We start from the raw sequence: 19,491 nt of genomic DNA on the forward strand, positions 1-19,491 counted from the left end.
GGCCAAACCGCCGCTCAGGCGGCCAATACGGGGCGAAAATCGCTGGAAATGACGCCTCAACCGCCCCAAACTGCCCTCAAGCGGCAACATCGGCGCAGCCGAAGACGTTGTTCAGACGTTCCTTAGGAGACACTCCCATGCAAAACCCTGTTGTGAAAACCTTCTGGGATCAGCCCACCGGAAGCTGGCAGTATGTGTTCCACGATCCGGCGACCATGAAGGGCGCCATTATCGACCCGGTGCTGGACTTCGATCCGCTGTCTGGTGCCACCGGCTCTGCCAATGCGCAGCGCCTGCTGGATTACGTGCAGGCGGCGGGTATCGATCTGGTCTGGATCCTCGACACGCACCCGCATGCAGACCATTTTTCTGCTGCGCAGTGGCTGAAGGCCCGGACCGGCGCGCCCACCGCGATTGGGGAAAAGGTCGTCGGGGTGCAGAAGCTGTGGAAGGAAATCTATAACCTGCCAGAAGAATTCCCGACCGACGGCAGCCAGTGGGACCATCTGTTTGCCGATGGAGAGACCTTTAACGTCGGTGAGGTGCCGGTGCGGGTGATGTTCTCGCCGGGGCACACGCTGGCGTCGGTGACCTATGTGGCAGGCGACGCGGCATTTGTGCATGACACGCTGATGATGCCCGATAGCGGAACCTCCCGCGCGGATTTTCCCGGCGGCAGTTCAAAGGCGCTGTTCGACAGCATTCAGGATATCCTTGCGCTGCCCGATGACACCCGGGTCTTTGTCGGCCACGATTACGCCCCCAAAGGGCGCGCCGCGCAATGCGTTGCCACGGTTGCCGAGCATAAGGCGGCGAATATCCATCTGAAGGACGCCCCCGGCGAAGCGGAATATCGCAGCCTGCGAGATGCGCGTGATGCCACATTGCCGTTGCCACGGCTGATGCTGGCGGCGCTACAGGTCAACATTCGCGGCGGGCGCCTGCCCGCGCCCGAAGGGAATGGCCATTCCTACCTGAAACTGCCGCTGGATCAGTTCGAACCTCGCTAAGGTGTTCAGCCGCCCTGGCCCAGTTCCGCGCCGCATTGTGCGGGCGGGGCCGGGTGCATCGCCAGAAGCTTGGCAAGACCGCAATTGCCGCGCACCAGGTCCTCCAGCGTCACCATGTCGAGTTCATGGTAGAACGCTCCCAGGGCGCGCTCCAGATAGCTGCGCAGGCGACAGGTCTCGGTCAGCGGGCAGCTGTTGTGCTCGGCATCGAAACACTCGGCAAAGGGAATGTCGGCCTCGAACAGGCGGAACATCGTGCCGATGGAGATCTGGTCGGCCGCGCGCGCAAGGCGAATGCCACCAGCCCGGCCGCGCAGGGTGGTCAGGAACCCCTCGGCCTGCAGGCGCTGCACCACATGGGCGGCGTGGTTGGTCGAACAATTGCACAATTCTGCGATTTCAGCCGTCCGCAACAGCCGGTCAATGTTGGTCGCACAGGCCATCAGTATGCGCGCTGCCAGGTTCGTTCGGGTTGTCAGTCTCATCAGCGCTCCTGGAGTTTGGCCTTCGGGATTGGGCTATTTGTTACACCGGAAATTCAACTTTTTTCTTGAGCCAGATCAAATCATCACCTTCTGACACCGCATAAATTTACATTCAGAATGCGGGTTAAACGGAGAATCCCGTGGGATTACAGACTGCCTCTTCGGTTCGGGGCGAGAGCCTTGGAACCCTGCTGAGCCTGGCCGCATCGCTGACATGGTTGGCCGCTGCTGCGGTAATTGCCTGGTCGCTGGCGGGGTTGCTGATGGATCCTGAGGCCCTGTCACCCGTTGTCATGGCAGCATGTTTTTTTGCGCTCGCGTTGCTGCGGGCGGGGTTTTCCACCATGGCCGACCGTTGCCTTGCCGAGGCTGCCGATACGCGGATCGATGTCCTGCGGCAGGAGATCGCGACGGTTGAGGCGCAAAGCACGCAGCCCTCTGCCCTTGGCGGGCCAGGTGCGCTGGCCGCGCTGGCCGGGGAGAAACTGGAGGCGCTGCGCCCGTACCTCATGCGCTATCGCCCGGCGTGGATGCGTTCGGCGGTGATGCCGCTGGTGATCCTCGGCATCGCGGTCTGGCACAGCTGGGCGGTGGCGCTGGTCCTGCTGCTGGCAGGGCCTTTGATCCCGGTCTTCATGGCGCTTGTGGGCTGGGCGGCCAAATCGGCCAGCGAACGGCAGATGGTGGAGATTGGCCAGCTGAGCGATTTGCTGGTGGATCGGCTGGCGGCGCTGTCGGATCTGCGCCTGATCGGGGCGGGGCCGCAGATGGTCGATGGCTTCGCCCGCGCTTCGGAAGGCCTGCGGGAGCGGACCATGGCGGTGCTGCGGATCGCCTTCCTGTCCTCCATGGTGCTGGAGCTGTTTTCGGCGCTGGGCGTGGCAATGGTTGCGATCTGGGTCGGCTTTTCCCTTCTGGGGGAACTCAGCTGGGGCGCTTGGGGCACGGAACTGTCTCCGGCGGCGGGGATCTACCTGCTGTTGCTGGCGCCTGAGTTTTTCCAGCCTCTGCGGGATCTCGCGGCGGCCTGGCACGATCGTGCGGCAGCCGAGGCGGTGCTGGATGAAATCGCCGGATGGCGTGCAGAAGAGCGCCCGGAGCGGATGGGGCAGGGCGCAGAAGCCACGCCGTTGACCCCACAGCCGGTCTTGCAGCTGTCGGATGTGGTGCATCGCGGCATTGCCTATCCTGATCTTTCCATCGTCCCCGGGGAGACTGTCGCCCTTACCGGTCCCAGCGGTTGCGGCAAGTCCACTCTTTTTCGACTGCTGGCGGGGTTGGAGCAGCCGGATCAAGGCGCGGTTCTGCTGGATGGTCAGCCGCTGGATGATAGCAACGCTGCGGCGTGGCGGGCGTCGCTGGGCTGGATGCCTCAGGCGCCGCATTTCCTCAATCGCAGCCTGCGCTACAACATTGCCTTTGGCGCGCCTCTGGAGCCTGGCCTTCTGGACGCCGCCCAGTTGGCGCAGGTGCTGAAGGCGCTGCCCAAAGGCGATTTGTCCTTGCTCGGGGAACGCGGCGCGGGCCTGTCGGGCGGAGAGGCGCGGCGGGTGACGCTGGCGCGCGCCATGCAGGGCGCACCGGGTCTGATCATCGCGGATGAACCAACCGCGGATCTGGACGCTGCAACCGCAAAGGCCATCACCGATGGGTTGATGCGCTTTGCGCAGACGGGCGGCACGTTGATCATAGCCACGCATGATCCGGCGCTTGCCGGGCGTATGGACCGGCAGATCGCACTTGGTAAGTCGGAGGATCTGTCATGCGGGATCTGATACACCTGCTCCGGGTCATCCTGCGGACTGAACGCCGCAGCCTGCTACGGGGGCTTTTGCTGTCTGTGATGGTGCTTGCCATGGGCGTGGCGCTTCTGGGCTTGTCGGGCTGGTTCATCACCGCAGCGGCGGCTGCGGGCATGGTTGGGATTGGCATCCTGTTCAACGTCTTTGCCCCCTCGGCTATGGTGCGCTTTCTGGCGCTGGGACGGACCGCCGCCCGCTACGGAGAGCGGGTGCTGACCCATGATGCGACCCTTCGGGCGCTGTCGGCGCTGCGGGTTCGGTTGCTGATGGGGCTGCTGCACAGCCCGCACCGGCATCTGGAACGAATGCGCGCCAATGCTTTCCTCAACCGGGTGACGGCGGATACAGATGCGCTGGATGGGGCGCTGTTGCGGCTGATGCTACCCGCGCTGGCTGGTTGGGCCGTGATCCTGCTCAGCACGCTGCTGCTGTGGGTGCTGGTGCACCCGGCGCTGGCACTGACCATCGGGGGCGGCTACCTACTGCTGCCGACTGGGGTGTTCCTGCTGGGGCAGAAACTGGCGACAAAACCAGCGCGGCGGGCTGAGGCTGCGATGCAGGCAGGCCGCAGCCGGTTGATCGACCTGATCGCCGGGCGCGATGATCTGACCGTATATGGCCAGATCGGCGTCGCCACCGATGCGGTCCTTTCTGCCTTTTCGCGGCATGGTGCAGCACGCGCGCGGCTTGATAAGACCGAGCGGCGCGCCGGAGCGTTTCTGGATCTGACTGCTGCGGCAATGACGGCGCTGGCCCTCGGGATGGGCATGACGCTGGTGCAGCAGGGCAGTATCACGGCGGCTGAGGCGGCGATCGCCATCTTCGCGGCGCTGGCCCTTGGCGAAACGGTAGCGCCGGTGCGGCGCGCGCTGGCCGAGATTGGCCGGATGACGCAGGCCGCGCGGCGTATCCTGCCCTCCGTCGAAACCGAGATCACATCCAGTCAGGAATCTATCCCGGCTCCATCCGGCTCTCTCACCTTCGACGCTGTAGCGCTGAAAAGGGGGCAGGGCGGGATGGTCTTTGCCCCGCTCAGCCTGACGGTCGCCCCCGGCGAAACGGTTGTGCTGCAGGGCCCCAGCGGCAGCGGCAAAAGCACCGCCTTGCTGCTGGCGGCAGGCGCGCTGAGACCTTCGGCTGGAACAGTGCGTTTCGGCGGTCTCGATCCGGCGCAGCTGCCGCTGGAAACACGCACGCAAAGCATCGCCCTGGTGCCGCAGCGCCACGCTCTGATCGCGGGCAGCGTGGCCGAGAACCTGCGGCTTGCTGCGCCGAACGCCCCGGATGCCGAGCTGTGGCAGGCGCTGGAGGCGACCCAGCTGTCGCATACCCTGCGGCAGCGCGAGGGGCTGGACACCCGGCTTGGCTTTCGCGGGGCGGGTCTGTCGGGCGGCGAGGCACGGCGGTTGGTTCTGGCCCGGGCGATTCTGCGCAGGCCGCGCCTTCTGCTGCTGGATGAGCCGACCGAAGGGCTGGACGCCGCAACCGCGCGCGTCGTGATGACCGGTCTGCGCCGCGCCTGTCCCGATGCGGCTTTTCTGATCGCGGGGCACCGCAGCGCAGAAACGGAAGGCGCTGACCGCTGTGTCGAGGTTATTCGCAATTAAATCTGCATCTAAGATTGGAAATTTGATCTGCGTCAAAGTTATATTGCAAATATAGAATATGAATTTTGAAAATCCGTATCTTTGATGCGGAAAACCTATGAAAAGGATTCGCATCATGGAGATCGGACTGGTCGAGCTGTCGCGCCTGCAGTTTGCGATGACGGCCATGTATCACTTTCTCTTCGTGCCGCTGACGCTGGGTCTGTCGATCCTCGTGGCGATCATGGAGACTGTTTATGTCATGACAAACCGCCCCATCTGGCGACAGATGACAAAGTTCTGGGGCACCCTGTTCGGCATCAACTTTGTCCTTGGCGTCGCCACCGGCATCACCATGGAATTCCAGTTCGGTATGAACTGGAGCTACTACAGCCACTACGTGGGTGACATCTTCGGTGCGCCGCTGGCGATTGAGGGGCTGATGGCCTTCTTCATGGAGGCAACCTTTGTCGGGTTGTTCTTCTTTGGCTGGGACAAGCTGTCGAAGGTACAGCACATGGTGGTGGCCTGGCTGGTCGCCATCGGGTCGAACTTTTCGGCGCTGTGGATCCTGATCGCCAATGGCTGGATGCAGAATCCGGTCGGCGCAGAGTTCAACCCTGACACCATGCGGATGGAGATGACCTCTTTCTTTGATGTGGTGTTCAACGAAGTGGCGCAGGCCAAATTCGTGCATACCGTCAGCGCGGGCTATGTCACCGCCGCAGTCTTTGTTCTGGGGGTTTCGGCGCTCTATCTGATCCAGAACCGGCACAAGGATCTGGCGCGGCGGTCGATCGCGGTGGCCTCGTCCTTTGGTCTGGCGGCGGCACTGTCGGTGGTCGTGCTGGGCGATGAATCAGGTTATTCCGCCAGTCATACCCAGAAAATGAAACTCGCCGCGATCGAGGCGATGTGGGAAACCGAACCTGCGCCTGCGCCCTTTACCCTGTTCGGCCTGCCCGACAAGGAAGCCCGCGAGACCCATTACGCGGTGCATATCCCCTGGGCGATGGGTCTGATTGGCACCCGCAGCCTGACCAAGGAAATCCCCGGCATCAACGATCTGGTGGCTGAGGCCGAAGACCGTATCCGCCATGGTGTCATCGCCTATGACGCGCTGATGACCATCCGCGAAAACCGCGGCAATGTCCCGGCCGAGGCGCGGTTCATCTTTGAGCAGAACTCAGACAATCTGGGGTTTGCCTACCTGCTGAAACGCTATGTGGACGATCCGCGTGACGCCACCGAAGAGCAGATCGCCATGGCGGCCGAGGATACCATTCCGGGCGTCGGGCCGCTGTTCTGGGCCTTCCGCCTGATGGTTGCGCTGGGCTTCAGCTTTATCGGCGTGATGGCCTTCTTCTTCTACCGGGCGTCTTTCTGCAACATGCGCTTCCCGCGCTGGTCGCTTTATGCCGCTGTTGCCATCATTCCGACCCCGTGGATCGCGGCCGAGCTTGGCTGGTTCGTGGCCGAGTTCGGGCGCCAGCCCTGGACGGTGGATGGCGTGTTGCCGACGGCTCTGTCGGCCTCGCATCTGAGCGTCGCGGATCTGCTGATCACCCTCGCTGGTTTCGTCATCTTCTACACGATCCTCTTCGTAATCGAGGTCAGCTTGATGGTGAAATACATCCGCAAAGGTCCGTTTCAGGACGTTGCCGAGACCGAAGCCTGGCAGGACCAGCACGAAGCGCGCCTGCGCGGTGCGGCCCGTGATGCTGCCGCCCCTGCAACCCCTGCGGAGTAAGACTTATGATCCTTCATGAACTGATCGATTTTGACACGCTGCGGATCATCTGGTGGGCGCTTCTGGGCGTGCTGCTGATCGGATTTGCCTTGACCGACGGGTTCGACATGGGCGTTGGCGCGCTGTTGCCCTTTGTCGCCAAGACGGATGTGGAACGTCGCGTGGTGATCAACACCGTTGGGCCGGTCTGGGAAGGGAACCAGGTGTGGTTCATTCTCGGCGGCGGCGCGATCTTTGCTGCATGGCCGCCGCTTTATGCGGTGTCCTTCTCGGGCTTTTATCTCGCGATGTTTGTGGTGCTCGCGGCCCTCATCGTGCGTCCGGTTGCGTTCAAGTATCGCTCCAAACGCGACAGTGCCGCATGGCGTACGCGCTGGGATTGGGCGCTGTTTGCCGGAGGTGCGGTTCCGGCGCTGCTGTTCGGCGTGGCGGTGGGCAATGTGCTGCTTGGCGTGCCCTTCTTCCTGACCGCAGACCTGATGCCGATGTACGAAGGCAGCTTCTACGGCAAGTTCCTGGGCCTCTTGCATCCCTTTGCGGTGCTGGCCGGTGTGGTGTCGTTTTCGATGCTGCTGATGCATGGCGCGGCCTGGCTGACGCTCAAGACCGAAGGCGTGATCGCTGAACGCGCCCGCCGCATCGGCACCGTGGCCGGAATGGTGGCTGCAGGGGGCTATGTGCTTGCCGGATTGTGGCTGGCGGTTGGCATCGACGGGTTTGCGCTGGTGAACGATGTGGTGCCGAACGGCCCGTCCAATCCGCTGTATTCGCAGGTAACCCGGGAAGGCAGCTGGCTTGCGGCCTATGTCGCGCGGCCCTGGATCGTGGTTGCGCCACTGATGGGCTTTGCCGGGATCGCCATGGTGATACGCGGGCTGAAGGCGGGGCACGAGGTCTCGACGCTTCTGTGGTCAAAGATGGCGATCACCGGGATTGTCGCGTCGGTCGGTCTGACCATGTTCCCGTTCATCCTGCCTTCGACCGTGGACCCGAACAGCTCGCTGACCGTCTGGGATGCCTCAAGCTCGCATCAGACCCTGTTCATCATGCTGGTGGTCACCGCGATCTTCATGCCGCTGATCCTGGCCTACACCGCGTGGGTCTACAAAGTACTCTGGGGCAAGGTCACCGAGGCAGACGTCACCGAAAACGCCGACACGCTATACTGAAGGAGTTGATATCATGTGGTATTTTGCCTGGCTTCTTGGCCTGCCGCTCGCTGCTCTCTTTGCCGTCCTGAACGCCATGTGGCTGGAGCTGCGCACCGATGCCTGCCTCGCGGAAGAGGGGGAGTGCCCGGTGGGAGAGCATAAGCGCTGAGCCTGCGTCCACACGCAAAGCAAGCTGGATCCGGCCTTGCCGGCTCCGGACCTGATCCCAACCTTCTGCGGAGATCTGTAATGACCGCTGATCCCAAGACACCCGAAACCCCAGCCGATCCTGCGGCTGCGGAGCCGAGGCTTCAGCACTTTCCGGTGCCCTTTTTCGCCGCCGTCATGGGGCTGTCGGGGCTGACACTTGCGCTGCATGCGGCGGGGATGCAAGCCGCCAGCCGCGCGGCACTCGTCGCGACGGTTCTGGTCTTTGTCGTGCTGGCATCGGTCTACGCGCTGAAGGCTATGCGCTATCCGCAGGCGATACTGGCCGAATGGCGGCATCCGGTGAAACTGGCCTTCTTTCCTGCCGTGTCGATTTCCCTGTTGCTGATCGCCACCGCCCTGCAGCCGGTGTCGCATGACAGCGCGCGGCTGGTCTGGCTGATCGGCGCGCTGGGGCAGGGCATCCTGACGCTGGCGGTGCTGTCGAACTGGATCGGGCACCGGGCCTTTCAGACCATCCATATCTCGCCTGCCTGGTTCATCCCGGCAGTGGGCAACGTGGTCGCGCCGGTGGCGGGTGTGCAGCTGGGATTTCCGGAAACCTCCTGGGTGTTCTTCTCGGCGGGGCTGGTGTTCTGGATCGTGCTGCTGGTGCTGGTGATGAACCGGCTGGTGTTCCACGATCCGCTGCCCGGACGCATGGTGCCGACCCTGGCCATCCTGATCGCCCCGCCCGCAGTTGGCTTCCTTGCCTGGTTGCAACTGAATGGCGACGTGATCGATGCCTTTGCGCGGATCCTTTACGGCGCGGCGTTGGTCTTTACGGCGCTGGCCGCGACCCAGGTGGCCAAGCTGCGCGGCCTGCCCTTTGCCCTGTCCTGGTGGGCGCTCAGCTTTCCGGTTGCGGCACTGACAATCGCGACGCTGCGCTTTGGAATCCTGATCTCCAGCCCGCTGCATACCTTGGCCGGAAACGTCGGTGTCGGCGTTCTGTGCCTCATCGTCGGTGGGCTGGTCTACCGCACGGCCCGCGCCGTTCTGCGCTGGGAAATCTGTCAACCTGAGTGATCCCGGAAAGGACTTCAGACATGAAAAAACTTGCAATTGCCGCAATCAGCGCCCTTGGCCCCTGCAGCCCCGCTCTGGCGCAGGACAAGCCCGAGACGCTGGTGACGATCCTGACCGCGCCCGAGCCCCAGACCCAGCTGATGGCGATGGTTCTGGCCATGCAGGCTGCCAAACAGGGCGTCGCCCAGCATGTGCTGCTGTGCGGCCCGGCCGGGGATCTGGCGCTGAAAGAGGCGCCCGAAAGCGCCACCGCGCCGCAGCCGCCCAAGGACATGAGCCCGCAGGGCCTGATGAAGAAAATCGCCGCGATGCCCGGTGCCAAGGTCGAGGTCTGTGCGATCTACCTGCCGGGACGCGGCGCCGACTCATCGGTCCTGCTGGATGGCGTGAGTGTTGCCAAACCCCCGGCGATGGCCAGCGCCATGATCGCCCCGGGCGCGCGGATCGCCAGTTACTGACCAGCGCCCGGCCTGCGCGCGGACCCGGCGCGCAGGCCCAGAGTTCCCTTTCGGAGGAGAGATGATGACGAAATCCATAACGAACCCCACCCGCCGCCAGCTCTTTGGCCTTGCGGCATCGGCGGGCGTGGCTGCGGCGCTTGGGGCGCAGGCCAGCGCCAGCACGCCGGTGCCGACAAAGGCACGGATCGTCATCATCGGCGCGGGCGCTGGTGGCACGGCGCTCGCCAACCGGCTGGTGCGCCGCCTTGAGGGCGCCGAGATTACCCTTCTGGATCCGCGCGTAGCGCACCTTTACCAGCCCGGCCTGACACTGGTTGCCGCCGGTCTGAAGCCTGCGGATTACGTGCTTAGTCAGACCGGCGACTGGCTGCCGGACGGCGTGACCCTGATCCCGAAAAAAGCCGCCGCGATTGACCCGGAGGCCAAGACCGTCGCCACCGAGAGCGGTCAGTCGCTGGCCTATGACTTCCTGGTTGTGGCCCCGGGGCTGGTTCTGGATCACGACGCCATCGAAGGCTTCTCGCTCGATATGGTCGGGCAAAACGGCATTGGCGCGCTTTATGCCGGGCCGGACTACGCGGCGCGCACCTGGCAGGCCGCCTCGAAGTTCACTGAGGAGGGCGGCGTTGGCCTGTTCACCCGCCCCGAAACCGAGATGAAATGCGCGGGCGCGCCACTGAAACATACTTTCCTGATTGACGATATCGCCAAGCGCGCGGGCAACGGCGGCAAGATCGACGTGCAATACGCAGCGCCGCAGAGTTCTTTGTTCGGGGTGCCCATCGTCGCCGAGAAGGTGCGCATGTTGTTCGGTGATCGCGGCATCACCAGCCATATGCAGCACCAGTTGCAAGGCATCGACGCCGAGCGGCGCCGGGCACGCTTTTCGACCCCTGATGGCTCGGTCGAACTGGACTACGACTATATCCATGTCATCCCGCCGCAACGCGCGCCTGAGGTGGTCCGCCAGTCCGGTCTGAGCTGGGCTGACAAATGGACTGATCAGGGCTGGGTCGAATGCGACATGGCGAGCCTGCGCCACCTGCGCTATCCCGAGATCTGGGCGCTGGGTGATGTGGCGGGCGTTCCCAAGGGCAAGACCGCCGCCAGCGTAAAATGGCAGGTGCCAGTGGTCGAGGACGGGCTTGTCGCGGCCATCACCGGCACTGACCCCACCCAGACCTACAATGGCTACACTTCCTGCCCGATGATCACCCAGATCGGCCGGGCCATGCTGGTGGAGTTTGATTACAACGACAATCTTGTGCCGTCCTTCCCCGGGATCATCGCCCCGCTTGAGGAGCTGTGGATCAGCTGGCTGATGAAGGAAGTGGCGTTGAAGGCCACCTATAACGCCATGCTGCGTGGCCGTGCCTGAGGAGGAAGAGGCGATGAAAGACCTGACAGTTGGAACCCTGATTGCGGTGTTCGAAGAGATTTTTGGTCGCGGCCTGTTCTGGGCTATGGTCGGCTTGGCGGCCGTTGTGACGCTGGGATACGTTTACGTGTTGATCCGGGATCGCAAGATCAGCTGGCACAAATTCCTGCTGGCGCAGCTGTCGATGCCGGTGGGGGCGGTGCTTGCGGTGTGGTTCGTGCTGGTGATGACTCATTCCGAACTGGCCAATATCGGCGGGCCGGTCGATCTGATCGTGCTTCTGGGGGTTGCTGCGGGCGGGGCCGTTGGTGCGGCGATCCTCGTCTACACGGTGCAGTCACTGCTCTGGCCCCCGGCCGCAGAGCGCAGATAGCCTTCCTCTCTGGCGCCGGGTGTCTTAGCGTTTGCGGTAATTCTCGCGATACCAGACATAAAGCCCGGCGCCGGCGATCATGGCACTGCCGAAGATGGTCCAGAAATCCGGGACTTCGGAAAAGAACACAAAGCCCCAGACCGCAGCAAACGCCAGCCCGGAATAGGAAAACGGCGCCAGCATTGCTGCTTCGCCTTTGGAAAACGCCTGAATGAGGGCCAGTTGCCCGATGGTCCCGGCCAGCGAGATGAAGATCATCAGGCCGATCCCGAACAGATCCGGGGATTGCCATTGAAAGGGCACCGCAAGGCTCAGCAGAACGGTGCCGACCAGCCCGGTGTAAAACAGCGATGTCCAGACGTCTTCATCGGCGCCGACCCGGCGCGTCAGCAGGGCATAGCCGGAATAGCAGCACGCGGCCGCCAGCGGATAAAGCGCGGCAGGGCTGAACACATCGCTGCCGGGGCGAATGACGATCATCGCGCCGATCATGGCCACCGCGATCCCGGCGATGCGCCGCACACCCAAAGCCTCGCCCAGGAACAGCGCCGCGCCAAGGGTGATCAGCACAGGATTGGTGGACATCAGCGCCGCAGCATCCGTCAGGGGGATCTTGCTCAGGCCGGTGAAAAAGAAGGCCGTCGCGCTCATTAGCAGCACAGAGCGCAGGAATTGCAGCGCTGGATACCGGGTGCGCACCACCTGTTTCAGCCGGGGCATGACGATCACCAGCACCAGCAGCATCTGCCCGGCATAGCGCGCCCATAGCGCTGGAAGAACGCCAACGCTGGGCGCCAGTGCCTTGACTGTGGCATCCATCACCGAAAAACAGAAGATCGCGCTGATCATCAGCAAAATGGCGCGGCTTTGCAGGCTCATTGGGTGGTCCCCGTGTAAAACCCCGTTGCGTCACCGTGGCGCTGCGGCGTGGACCATGCGAACCGATTGTTTTTCAGCAATATTTCAGCGCCTTCTAAGACGGGTAAGGATAGAAATGCATTTCGGAAAGCAAGGCCGGAAAGGCAAATCCAAGCGGCGCCAACGCCGCTTGTGTGCTCATATAGGATGATCAGCCCCGACAATGCAAAGCCGGAGTGCGCAGATCAGTTCGCCGTCAGGCGCATACCGGCAAGTGCACTCCGGGACCGGCCGTTCGCTGCAAGCGCGGTCTACAGAAGATCGTCGAAGGCGACGGTCTGGTCTGCAAAGACCAGAAGATCGATATCGATCAGCATATCACGTCCTTCGTAATATCCATCTCGGCCGCCATTGGCGGCATCCGTGACCGCCAGCCAAGTGACGTCCTGCCCCCGGTTTGACTCAAAGTAGGTTCCGCTTTCGAAACTGAAGTCGGAGAAATTGCCGTCGAACATCGCCCGGTCCTTGTTGTCCGAACCGGCGTCATTCCAGACACTGCCATAAATGGTGTCATCGCCAAGGCCGCCGTACAGCCGGTCATTGCCTTCTTCGCCAAAAAGTGTGTCATGGCCATCACCGCCGTGCAGCACGTCCTGACCGTCCGATCCCTGCAGCTTGTCATCGCCCGCCTGACCCAAAAGGGTGTCGCGCCCATCGCCGCCGTACAGAGTGTCATCGCCGCGCCCGCCCAGAATGAGATCGTCGTTGCCCATGCCGATCAACCGGTCGTTGCCGCCTTTGCCAGTCAGCACATCGGCGCCGTCACCGCCGCGCATCTCATCATCGCTGCGCGAGCCGATCTGGATATCCGCCGTACGCACCGTCAGCCCATCAAAGGCGGCAAATCCGGTTCCTCCGGTCAGCTCTGTCTCGGTGCTGCCGCGGCTGACCACGACGCTGCCGGACTCGCCCCGGCCAAAGTCAAACCGGTCGATGCTGCCGTCGAAATAAGTGTAGTCCGCGCGCTGAGCGTTACCGAACAGTTCTTGCGCCGTCAGGGCCTCGTCATAGATCGCAAGATTTTCAATCGTTCCGTCAAAGTAGCTGTTGAGGTTGTCGGTCTCGCCAGCTGTGTTGCTCCAGCCCGATGCCCCGGCACTCAGGGCTTCGGTGTTCTGGCTCCAGTCTATGCGGATCTCTGGATCATAGGCGATGCGTGCACCGTTCAGGTAGACTTCAAGACCGTCCGCGCCAAAGCTGAGGTTGAAATCATATTCCTTGCCGACGGTGATCGCGTTGCTGGCAATAAGGTAATGCGATTCCGTCTCGTCCTGAAGTCGCACGACCAACTCGCCGGTTGCGTCTATATAGACGGAGAGATGCCCGCCCTGACCGTAGTCCGATGCATCCTTGGAGATCAGTGTCTGGTAGCTCGACAAGCTGTTTGCGGAAAACCGGAAGGCGATGGTGCCGCGGGACAAGGCGAGACTGTCCGTGTGGTCGAATACATAGGCCGACCGGTCCGCGGCGGAAAACGCGTGGCTGCCCGCCACGGCGAATACCGCTGATGCATCTGTTTCATATCCAAGGTCCGCGGCATCTGGCAGTTGGGATCCGGGCGCACGGATCGGGCCGCTGTCGGTGCCGGGGTCCAGCGGGGCCAGCGCCTCTTCCAGATCGTCGATGGATTTGACGATGCCATAGGCCGGGGCCGCCGTGTGCTCAATATCAGAGCGTTTCACCAGATCGCCGTAGACGGTGATGGTGCCCAGCCGGTCGTCATTATGGGCGCCGCCGTTGTTGCCCTGATCCGAGTAGAGCGCGATCACCGAATGATCCATCACCCCGTTGCCATCGGCATCGCCATAGGTGATCGAGGCGATCTGCGTGGTATGGCCTTCGATCACCAGCCTGTCACCCTCGGCGCGGCTGAAATCCTGCACCACATCGTTGCCTAGGATATCGACCCAATGGTCGTGCAGCTTGTCGTTTTCGCCCGCAACGCCGTGCCAGTTGATGGTGCCATCTTCGCGGGTGTGCTTTTCGATATAGCGTTCCTTGGCGTTGATCAGCGTCTGGAAATAGAAGATGTCGGCACCGCGCCCGCCGATCAGAAGATCATCGGCCGGGATTGGCTGATCGGGATAGAGCTTGCCATCGGTCAGCTCGTTCAACGGATCGCCTTCGTCGCGGTCGGGGTCATAATAGATGGCGCCTTCGCGCCCGTCGGCGCGGCTGATCAGCAGATCGTTGCCCTTGCCGCCCTTCAGCGTGTCCTCGCCGTGGCCGCCATCCAGCACGTCATGCCCGCCGCTGCCCAAAAGGCGGTCATTGCCATAGCCACCCTGCAGCACATCGGCGCCGCCCTTGCCCTTGACCAGGTCGTTGCCACCACCGCCGTTGATGCCATCCGCGCCGCCGGTGCCGACGACGCGGTTGTCGCCGCCATTGCGGCTGATCATGTTGAGCGGGCTCTCCATGTGACCATGGGCGCTGACGCCGTAATCCGCCAGAATATCGAGGAAGGTGTCGCTGGCGCCGTGCAGCTGGCCAAAGACCGGCGCCAGATCCGCCATCGCGGCCTGCATCTGCGCGCCCATGGCCAGCTCGGCTCCGGCGGCTTCGGCCAGCGCCAACTGGCTGTCTGCACCCAGCTGGCGGTCAAAGATCATGACATCGCCGATAGTGCCCTTGAACAGGGAATGGGCGTCGTCGTCCTGCCCCTCGCGCCAGGCCCGGCTGCCGCCGACCACCAGCGCATGATCGTTCAGTTTCAGGCCCTGCTTGAACTCCGGTTCTGCCGCAACCAGCGCGCCATTCAGCCAGATCATCAGCCCATCGCTGCCAAAGCTGACGGAGATATGGTATTTGGTCTGCGCCGACAGGACGAGATCAGGCACCTTCAGGTATTCGGTGTCGGCCCCGTCCGACTGGCTGAGCAGCAGGGTGCCATCCTTGACCCAGAGGGTGAAATCACCTTTCCCGTCGCCTTTGCCATCCTTGGAGATCAGCGCCATTTCCCCCGGCAGCCGGTCCAGTGAAAAACTGAGCGAAACCGTCGCCGCGCGTAAGGAAAGGCTGTCCAGATGACCCGCGTTGAGGTAATCGCCCTCTTCTCCGCTCAAAACATGGGTCCCGGGCATGGAAAGTACTGGCATGCGGGTTTCGGATAGGGGTAGCCCGGCGGCATCGGGCAGCTGGGATCCGGGCGCACGGATCGGGCCGCTGTTGGTGCCGGGGTCCAGCGGGGCCAGCGCCTCTTCCAGATCTTCGATGGATTTGACAATGCCATAGGCCGGGGCGGCTGTGTGCTCGATATCGGAGCGTTTCACCAGATCGCCGTAGACGGTGATGGTGCCCAGCCGGTCGTCATTATGGGCGCCGCCGTTGTTACCCTGATCCGAGTAGAGCGCGATCACCGAATGGTCCATCACCCCGTTGCCATCAGCATCGCCATAGGTGATCGAGGCGATCTGAGTGGTGTGCCCTTCGATCACCAGCCTGTCGCCCTCGGCGCGGCTGAAATCCTGCACCACGTCGTTGCCTAGGATATCGACCCAATGGTCGTGCAGCTTGTCGTTTTCGCCCGCAACGCCGTGCCAGTTGATGGTGCCATCTTCGCGGGTGTGCTTTTCGATATAGCGTTCCTTGGCGTTGATCAGCGTCTGGAAATAGAAGATGTCGGCGCCGCGCCCGCCGATCAGCAGGTCATCGGCCGGGATTGGCTGATCGGGATAGAGCTTGCCATCGGTCAGCTCGTTCAGCGGATCGCCCTCGTCGCGGTCGGGGTCGTAATAGATGGCGCCTTCGCGCCCGTCGGCGCGGCTGATCAGCAGGTCGTTGCCCCCGCCGCCCTTCAGCGTGTCCTCGCCGTGGCCGCCATCCAGCACGTCATGCCCGCCGCTGCCCAAAAGGCGGTCATTGCCATAGCCGCCCTGCAGCACATCGGCGCCGCCCTTGCCCTTGACCCGGTCGTTGCCACCACCGCCGTTGATGCCATCGGCGCCGCCGGTGCCGACGACGCGGTTGTCGCCGCCATTGCGGCTGATCATGTTGAGGTGGCTCTCCATGTGACCATGGGCGCTCACGCCGTAATCCGCCAGAATGTCGAGGAAGGTGTCGCTGGCGCCGTGTAGCTGGCCAAAGACCGGCGCCAGATCCGCCATCGCGGCCTGCATCTGCGCGCCCATGGCCAGCTCGGCTCCGGCAGCTTCGGCCAGCGCCAACTGGCTGTCTGCACCCAGCTGGCGGTCAAAGATCATGACATCGCCGATAGTGCCCTTGAACAGGGAATGGGCGTCGTCGTCCTGCCCCTCGCGCCAGGCCCGGCTGCCGCCGACCACCAGCGAATGATCGTTCAGTTGCAGGCCCTGCTTGAACTCCGGTTCTGCCGCGACCAGCGCGCCATTGAGCCAGATCATCAGCCCGTCGCTGCCAAAGCTGACGGAGATATGGTATTTGGTCTGCGCTGACAGGACGAGATCAGGCACCTTCAGGTATTCGGTGTCGGCCCCGTCCGACTGGCTGAGCTGCAGGGTGCCATCCTTGACCCAGAGGGTGAAATCACCTTTCCCGTCGCCCTTGCCATCCTTGGAGATCAGCGCCATTTCCCCCGGCAGCCGGTCCAGAGAAAAACTGAGCGAAACCGTCGCCGCGCGGGATTCATAGGCATCGGAATGGCGGATTTTCAGGATGTCTTCCTGCGCGCCGGAATAAATGCGGTCGGCTTCTCTCGTGAAAACCGGAGTCGGGGTATTCGCGACCATGCTCAGGGTCCTCTTTTTGCTATAGCCTATGTTCTGTGGTTGCTGTTGGGGAGAAGTTTATCGGGCAATGTCGCGCCAAAGGTGGCGGCAAAGTGGCGTTGGTCCATTGCGTCCGGGATCGGCGAAAACATGCAACAAGGGGCTAAACCCCTGAAACCATGCCGCGCATGGGCAAGACCGCCATTAACCAATTAGCCATTGCGGCAGAAGTGTGGCGAAAACGTGTTGCGCGCAGCGTAAATGCGTCAGCGTGAAGCCCGTGATTCAGCCTTTGCAGGAGCGATTGTGGCGCGGTCTATTGCGGAGCGCGGCTTTTGTCGTTCAGCACGGGGACCTCTGCCAACCAGTCGAAATAGGGGGACTGGCAGGTTTTCCGCCAAAGCTGCCCCAGCGCCGAGACCGGATCGCTGTCGTGCTGGTCGATGCGCAGATCCAGCGGCGGGCGCTCCGGCTCCAGCACCAGCAGGGCTGCGGACTTCAGCCCGCGGCTGTCGCCGCCTGCGCCTTTTGCGGCGGTCAGCACCTGCAGCATGCGTTCGGCGGGCGAGGGGGCTTCTGCTTGCGCCGCTGTCTTCATAGCTTCCAGAACCTCGGGACCAGTCAGCATGTTGCCGGCGATGACAAGACCCAGCTCCGCGATATGGCTGGCATAGGGAACGCTTTGATCGCCGGTGAAGCCCTGTGTGCGCCCTTGCCGGTCCAGCGCGGTGAGCTGCCGGTGCCCACGCCCCGGATCGGCGCTGGTGACACGGGTGACTGCGGTTTCGGCGTCCTCGCCCTGATACATGGCCCGCAGCACGTCATCGCGCCAGAAGCTGCTGGGCGCCGTGCCTTGAGACGCCACAAGACCCGATTCGATATCCCCCCGCAGCACCCAGCCGCCCACGCAAAGGCTGCCAGTGGCGGCCGCCGCAGCGAAAACGCCTGTTTTGCGGTCGTATGTCAAAATCGAGAAGGTCATTTCAGGGTCCAATCACATTTCCCTTGTATTTATCATGATAATTTGCGTGAATGCAATTCATTATGATAAATAAACAGGGAAGGACCCGCTCATGACTCTGCTGAAACTGACCCGCAGGGCGATGTTGGCTGCTGGCGCAGCAACGGCACTCGCCCTTTCCCCGCTTTCTGCGGCTGCTCAGACGCCGCCGGGTGTCCTGATTGTCGGCCAGATTGCCGAGCCGAAGGCGCTGGACCCCGCTGCGGTCACCGCCGTCAATGACTTCCGTATTCTGATGAATGTTTATGACGGTCTGGTGCGCTACAAGGATGGCTCGCTGGAAGTTGAACCGGCGCTGGCCACCGCCTGGGACATTAGCGAGGATGGCAAGACCTATACCTTCACCCTGCGCGAGGGCGTGACCTTCCACGATGGCAGCGCCTTTGATGCCGAGGCGGTCAAGTTCAACTTTGACCGGATGCTGGATGAAAACCACCCCTATCACAACACCGGTCCCTTCCCGCTGGCCTTCTTCTTTTCCGCCGTGGAAGAGGTCGAGGTTGTCGATCCGCTGACGGTGAAATTCACGCTCAACGCGCCTTATGCACCGTTCCTGTCGAACCTGGCCTATCCGACCGGCCTGATCGTTTCGCCCGCTGCCGTGGCCGAACACGGCGCCGATTTCGGTCGCAACCCGTCCGGCACGGGTCCGTTCAAATTCGCCGAATGGCGCTCGAACGAGGCGGTGGTCATCGAGAAGAACGCCGATTACTGGGATGGCGCGGCCGAGCTGGACGCGGTTGTGTTCCGCCCGATCACCGATGCCAACACCCGCACTGCGGAAATGCTGGCGGGCGGGATCGACCTGATGGTCGAGGTGCCTCCGGTAGCATTGGGTGAATTCCAGAGCGACGCCTACACCGTGCACGAACAGGCTGGCCCGCACGTCTGGTTCCTGATCCTGAACGCTAAGGAAGGCCCCTTTGCCGACAAGCGCGTACGTCAGGCGGCGAACTATGCGATCAATAAATCCGCGATCGTGAATGACGTTCTGGAAGGCACCGCGGAAGTCGCCGCCGGTCCGACGCCTCCGGCCTTTGCCTGGGCCTATAACGAGGAACTGGAACCTTATCCCTATGATCCGGCCAAGGCCAAGGAGCTGATCTCTGACGCGGGCGCCGAAGGGGCGGAACTGACCTTCTACGTCACCGAAGGTGGCTCGGGCATGCTGGATCCGCTGGCCATGGGTACCGCCATTCAGGCCGATCTTGAGGCTGTCGGGTTTGACGTGAAAATCGAAACCTACGAATGGAACACCTTCCTTGGCCAGGTGAACCCCGGTCTGGAAGGCAAGGCTGACATGGCCGAGATGGCCTGGATGACCAACGATCCGGACACCCTGCCGTTCCTGGCGCTGCGCACCAGTGCATGGCCCGAAGAAGGCGGTTTTAACTCCGGCTACTACTCCAATCCCAAGGTTGATGAGTTGCTGGAAGCCGCCCGTGCTGCCACCGATCAGGAGGAGCGCGCCAAGCTCTACCGCGAAATGCAGACCATCGTGCAGGAAGACGCCCCGTGGGTCTTTGTCGCCAACTGGAAGCAGAACGCGGTGACCTCTGATCGGGTCGAAGGGTTTGCCCTGCAGCCGTCGTTCTTCCTGTTGCTGGATGACGTGGCCAAGAAATAAGAAACAAG

The 19,491-nt window shown here is 62.7% G+C and carries 15 protein-coding genes; 11 read left to right on the forward strand and 4 right to left on the reverse strand.

The genetic code is table 11. From position 1 onward, the window contains the following. Positions 1-137 precede the first annotated feature (137 nt). Entirely contained in the window at positions 138-1,010 is an 873-nt protein-coding gene (locus AAFO90_RS14270; RefSeq protein WP_347509800.1) for an MBL fold metallo-hydrolase, read from the forward strand. Positions 1,011-1,015: 5 nt separating this feature from the next. On the opposite strand, the gene AAFO90_RS14275 is transcribed toward AAFO90_RS14270, so the two are convergent. Further along, on the reverse strand, positions 1,016-1,495 hold the full coding sequence (locus AAFO90_RS14275) for an Rrf2 family transcriptional regulator (protein ID WP_347509801.1): 480 nt from the start codon (positions 1,493-1,495) through the stop codon (positions 1,016-1,018). 140 nt (positions 1,496-1,635) lie between these two features. Between AAFO90_RS14275 and cydD the strand changes: the two genes are divergently transcribed. From cydD to AAFO90_RS14320, 9 genes are all read left to right on the forward strand, one after another. Continuing rightward, positions 1,636-3,270 carry a thiol reductant ABC exporter subunit CydD gene (gene cydD / locus AAFO90_RS14280; RefSeq protein ID WP_347509802.1) on the forward strand — a complete coding sequence of 545 codons (1,635 nt, stop codon included), beginning with the start codon at positions 1,636-1,638 and terminating at the stop codon, positions 3,268-3,270. After that, entirely contained in the window at positions 3,258-4,904 is a 1,647-nt protein-coding gene (locus AAFO90_RS14285) for an ATP-binding cassette domain-containing protein (RefSeq protein WP_347509803.1), read from the forward strand. Before cydD ends, AAFO90_RS14285 begins: the two co-directional genes overlap by 13 nt. A gap of 115 nt (positions 4,905-5,019) precedes the next feature. Then, on the forward strand, positions 5,020-6,633 hold the full coding sequence (locus AAFO90_RS14290) for a cytochrome ubiquinol oxidase subunit I (RefSeq protein ID WP_347509804.1): 1,614 nt from the start codon (positions 5,020-5,022) through the stop codon (positions 6,631-6,633). Positions 6,634-6,638: 5 nt separating this feature from the next. After that, the gene (gene cydB, locus AAFO90_RS14295) at positions 6,639-7,802 is read left to right on the forward strand and encodes a cytochrome d ubiquinol oxidase subunit II (protein ID WP_347509805.1); all 1,164 of its coding nucleotides are present in this window, start codon (positions 6,639-6,641) and stop codon (positions 7,800-7,802) included. A 13-nt stretch (positions 7,803-7,815) separates the two neighbouring features. Beyond that, entirely contained in the window at positions 7,816-7,953 is a 138-nt protein-coding gene (gene cydX, locus AAFO90_RS14300; protein ID WP_274827525.1) for a cytochrome bd-I oxidase subunit CydX, read from the forward strand. A gap of 80 nt (positions 7,954-8,033) precedes the next feature. Beyond that, positions 8,034-9,020, forward strand: coding sequence for an SLAC1 anion channel family protein (locus AAFO90_RS14305; RefSeq protein WP_347509806.1), 987 nt, complete (start codon positions 8,034-8,036; stop codon positions 9,018-9,020). Positions 9,021-9,040: 20 nt separating this feature from the next. Then, positions 9,041-9,478 carry a hypothetical protein gene (locus AAFO90_RS14310; RefSeq protein ID WP_347509807.1) on the forward strand — a complete coding sequence of 146 codons (438 nt, stop codon included), beginning with the start codon at positions 9,041-9,043 and terminating at the stop codon, positions 9,476-9,478. Positions 9,479-9,542: 64 nt separating this feature from the next. Next, positions 9,543-10,859 (forward strand): FAD/NAD(P)-binding oxidoreductase, encoded by a 1,317-nt coding sequence (locus AAFO90_RS14315; protein ID WP_347509808.1) that lies wholly within the window; start codon positions 9,543-9,545, stop codon positions 10,857-10,859. 13 nt (positions 10,860-10,872) lie between these two features. Next, positions 10,873-11,232 (forward strand): DUF5368 domain-containing protein, encoded by a 360-nt coding sequence (locus AAFO90_RS14320; RefSeq protein ID WP_274827529.1) that lies wholly within the window; start codon positions 10,873-10,875, stop codon positions 11,230-11,232. A gap of 24 nt (positions 11,233-11,256) precedes the next feature. On the opposite strand, the gene AAFO90_RS14325 is transcribed toward AAFO90_RS14320, so the two are convergent. The 3 genes from AAFO90_RS14325 to AAFO90_RS14335 all read right to left on the reverse strand — a co-directional run bounded on the left by AAFO90_RS14325 (position 11,257) and on the right by AAFO90_RS14335 (position 17,817). Further along, positions 11,257-12,111 carry a DMT family transporter gene (locus AAFO90_RS14325; protein ID WP_347509809.1) on the reverse strand — a complete coding sequence of 285 codons (855 nt, stop codon included), beginning with the start codon at positions 12,109-12,111 and terminating at the stop codon, positions 11,257-11,259. A gap of 290 nt (positions 12,112-12,401) precedes the next feature. After that, positions 12,402-16,856 (reverse strand): LamG-like jellyroll fold domain-containing protein, encoded by a 4,455-nt coding sequence (locus AAFO90_RS14330; RefSeq protein ID WP_347509810.1) that lies wholly within the window; start codon positions 16,854-16,856, stop codon positions 12,402-12,404. 295 nt (positions 16,857-17,151) lie between these two features. Further along, positions 17,152-17,817, reverse strand: a complete 666-nt coding sequence (locus tag AAFO90_RS14335) for a DUF1028 domain-containing protein (RefSeq protein ID WP_347509811.1) — start codon at positions 17,815-17,817, stop codon at positions 17,152-17,154. Between the two features lie 91 nt (positions 17,818-17,908). On the opposite strand from AAFO90_RS14335, the gene AAFO90_RS14340 reads away from it, so the two are divergent. Beyond that, positions 17,909-19,483, forward strand: a complete 1,575-nt coding sequence (locus AAFO90_RS14340) for an ABC transporter substrate-binding protein (protein ID WP_065272427.1) — start codon at positions 17,909-17,911, stop codon at positions 19,481-19,483. Positions 19,484-19,491 lie beyond the last annotated feature (8 nt).

The organism is Phaeobacter sp. CAU 1743, assembly GCF_039839315.1.
GTDB classification, from domain to species: Bacteria; Pseudomonadota; Alphaproteobacteria; order Rhodobacterales; family Rhodobacteraceae; genus Phycobacter; species Phycobacter gallaeciensis_A.

Excerpts from the sequence above, each read along its gene's own strand:
- AAFO90_RS14290 (WP_347509804.1), top strand. The coding sequence starts at position 5,020 with ATGGAGATCGGACTGGTCGAGCTGTCGCGCCTGCAGTTTGCGATGACG.
- AAFO90_RS14340 (WP_065272427.1), top strand. The coding sequence starts at position 17,909 with ATGACTCTGCTGAAACTGACCCGCAGGGCGATGTTGGCTGCTGGCGCA.
- AAFO90_RS14285 (WP_347509803.1), top strand. The coding sequence starts at position 3,258 with ATGCGGGATCTGATACACCTGCTCCGGGTCATCCTGCGGACTGAACGC.
- AAFO90_RS14330 (WP_347509810.1), bottom strand. The coding sequence starts at position 16,856 with ATGGTCGCGAATACCCCGACTCCGGTTTTCACGAGAGAAGCCGACCGC.
- AAFO90_RS14320 (WP_274827529.1), top strand. The coding sequence starts at position 10,873 with ATGAAAGACCTGACAGTTGGAACCCTGATTGCGGTGTTCGAAGAGATT.
- AAFO90_RS14335 (WP_347509811.1), bottom strand. The coding sequence starts at position 17,817 with ATGACCTTCTCGATTTTGACATACGACCGCAAAACAGGCGTTTTCGCT.
- AAFO90_RS14305 (WP_347509806.1), top strand. The coding sequence starts at position 8,034 with ATGACCGCTGATCCCAAGACACCCGAAACCCCAGCCGATCCTGCGGCT.
- cydB (WP_347509805.1), top strand. The coding sequence starts at position 6,639 with ATGATCCTTCATGAACTGATCGATTTTGACACGCTGCGGATCATCTGG.
- cydX (WP_274827525.1), top strand. The coding sequence starts at position 7,816 with ATGTGGTATTTTGCCTGGCTTCTTGGCCTGCCGCTCGCTGCTCTCTTT.
- AAFO90_RS14310 (WP_347509807.1), top strand. The coding sequence starts at position 9,041 with ATGAAAAAACTTGCAATTGCCGCAATCAGCGCCCTTGGCCCCTGCAGC.
- AAFO90_RS14270 (WP_347509800.1), top strand. The coding sequence starts at position 138 with ATGCAAAACCCTGTTGTGAAAACCTTCTGGGATCAGCCCACCGGAAGC.
- AAFO90_RS14325 (WP_347509809.1), bottom strand. The coding sequence starts at position 12,111 with ATGAGCCTGCAAAGCCGCGCCATTTTGCTGATGATCAGCGCGATCTTC.
- AAFO90_RS14275 (WP_347509801.1), bottom strand. The coding sequence starts at position 1,495 with ATGAGACTGACAACCCGAACGAACCTGGCAGCGCGCATACTGATGGCC.
- AAFO90_RS14315 (WP_347509808.1), top strand. The coding sequence starts at position 9,543 with ATGACGAAATCCATAACGAACCCCACCCGCCGCCAGCTCTTTGGCCTT.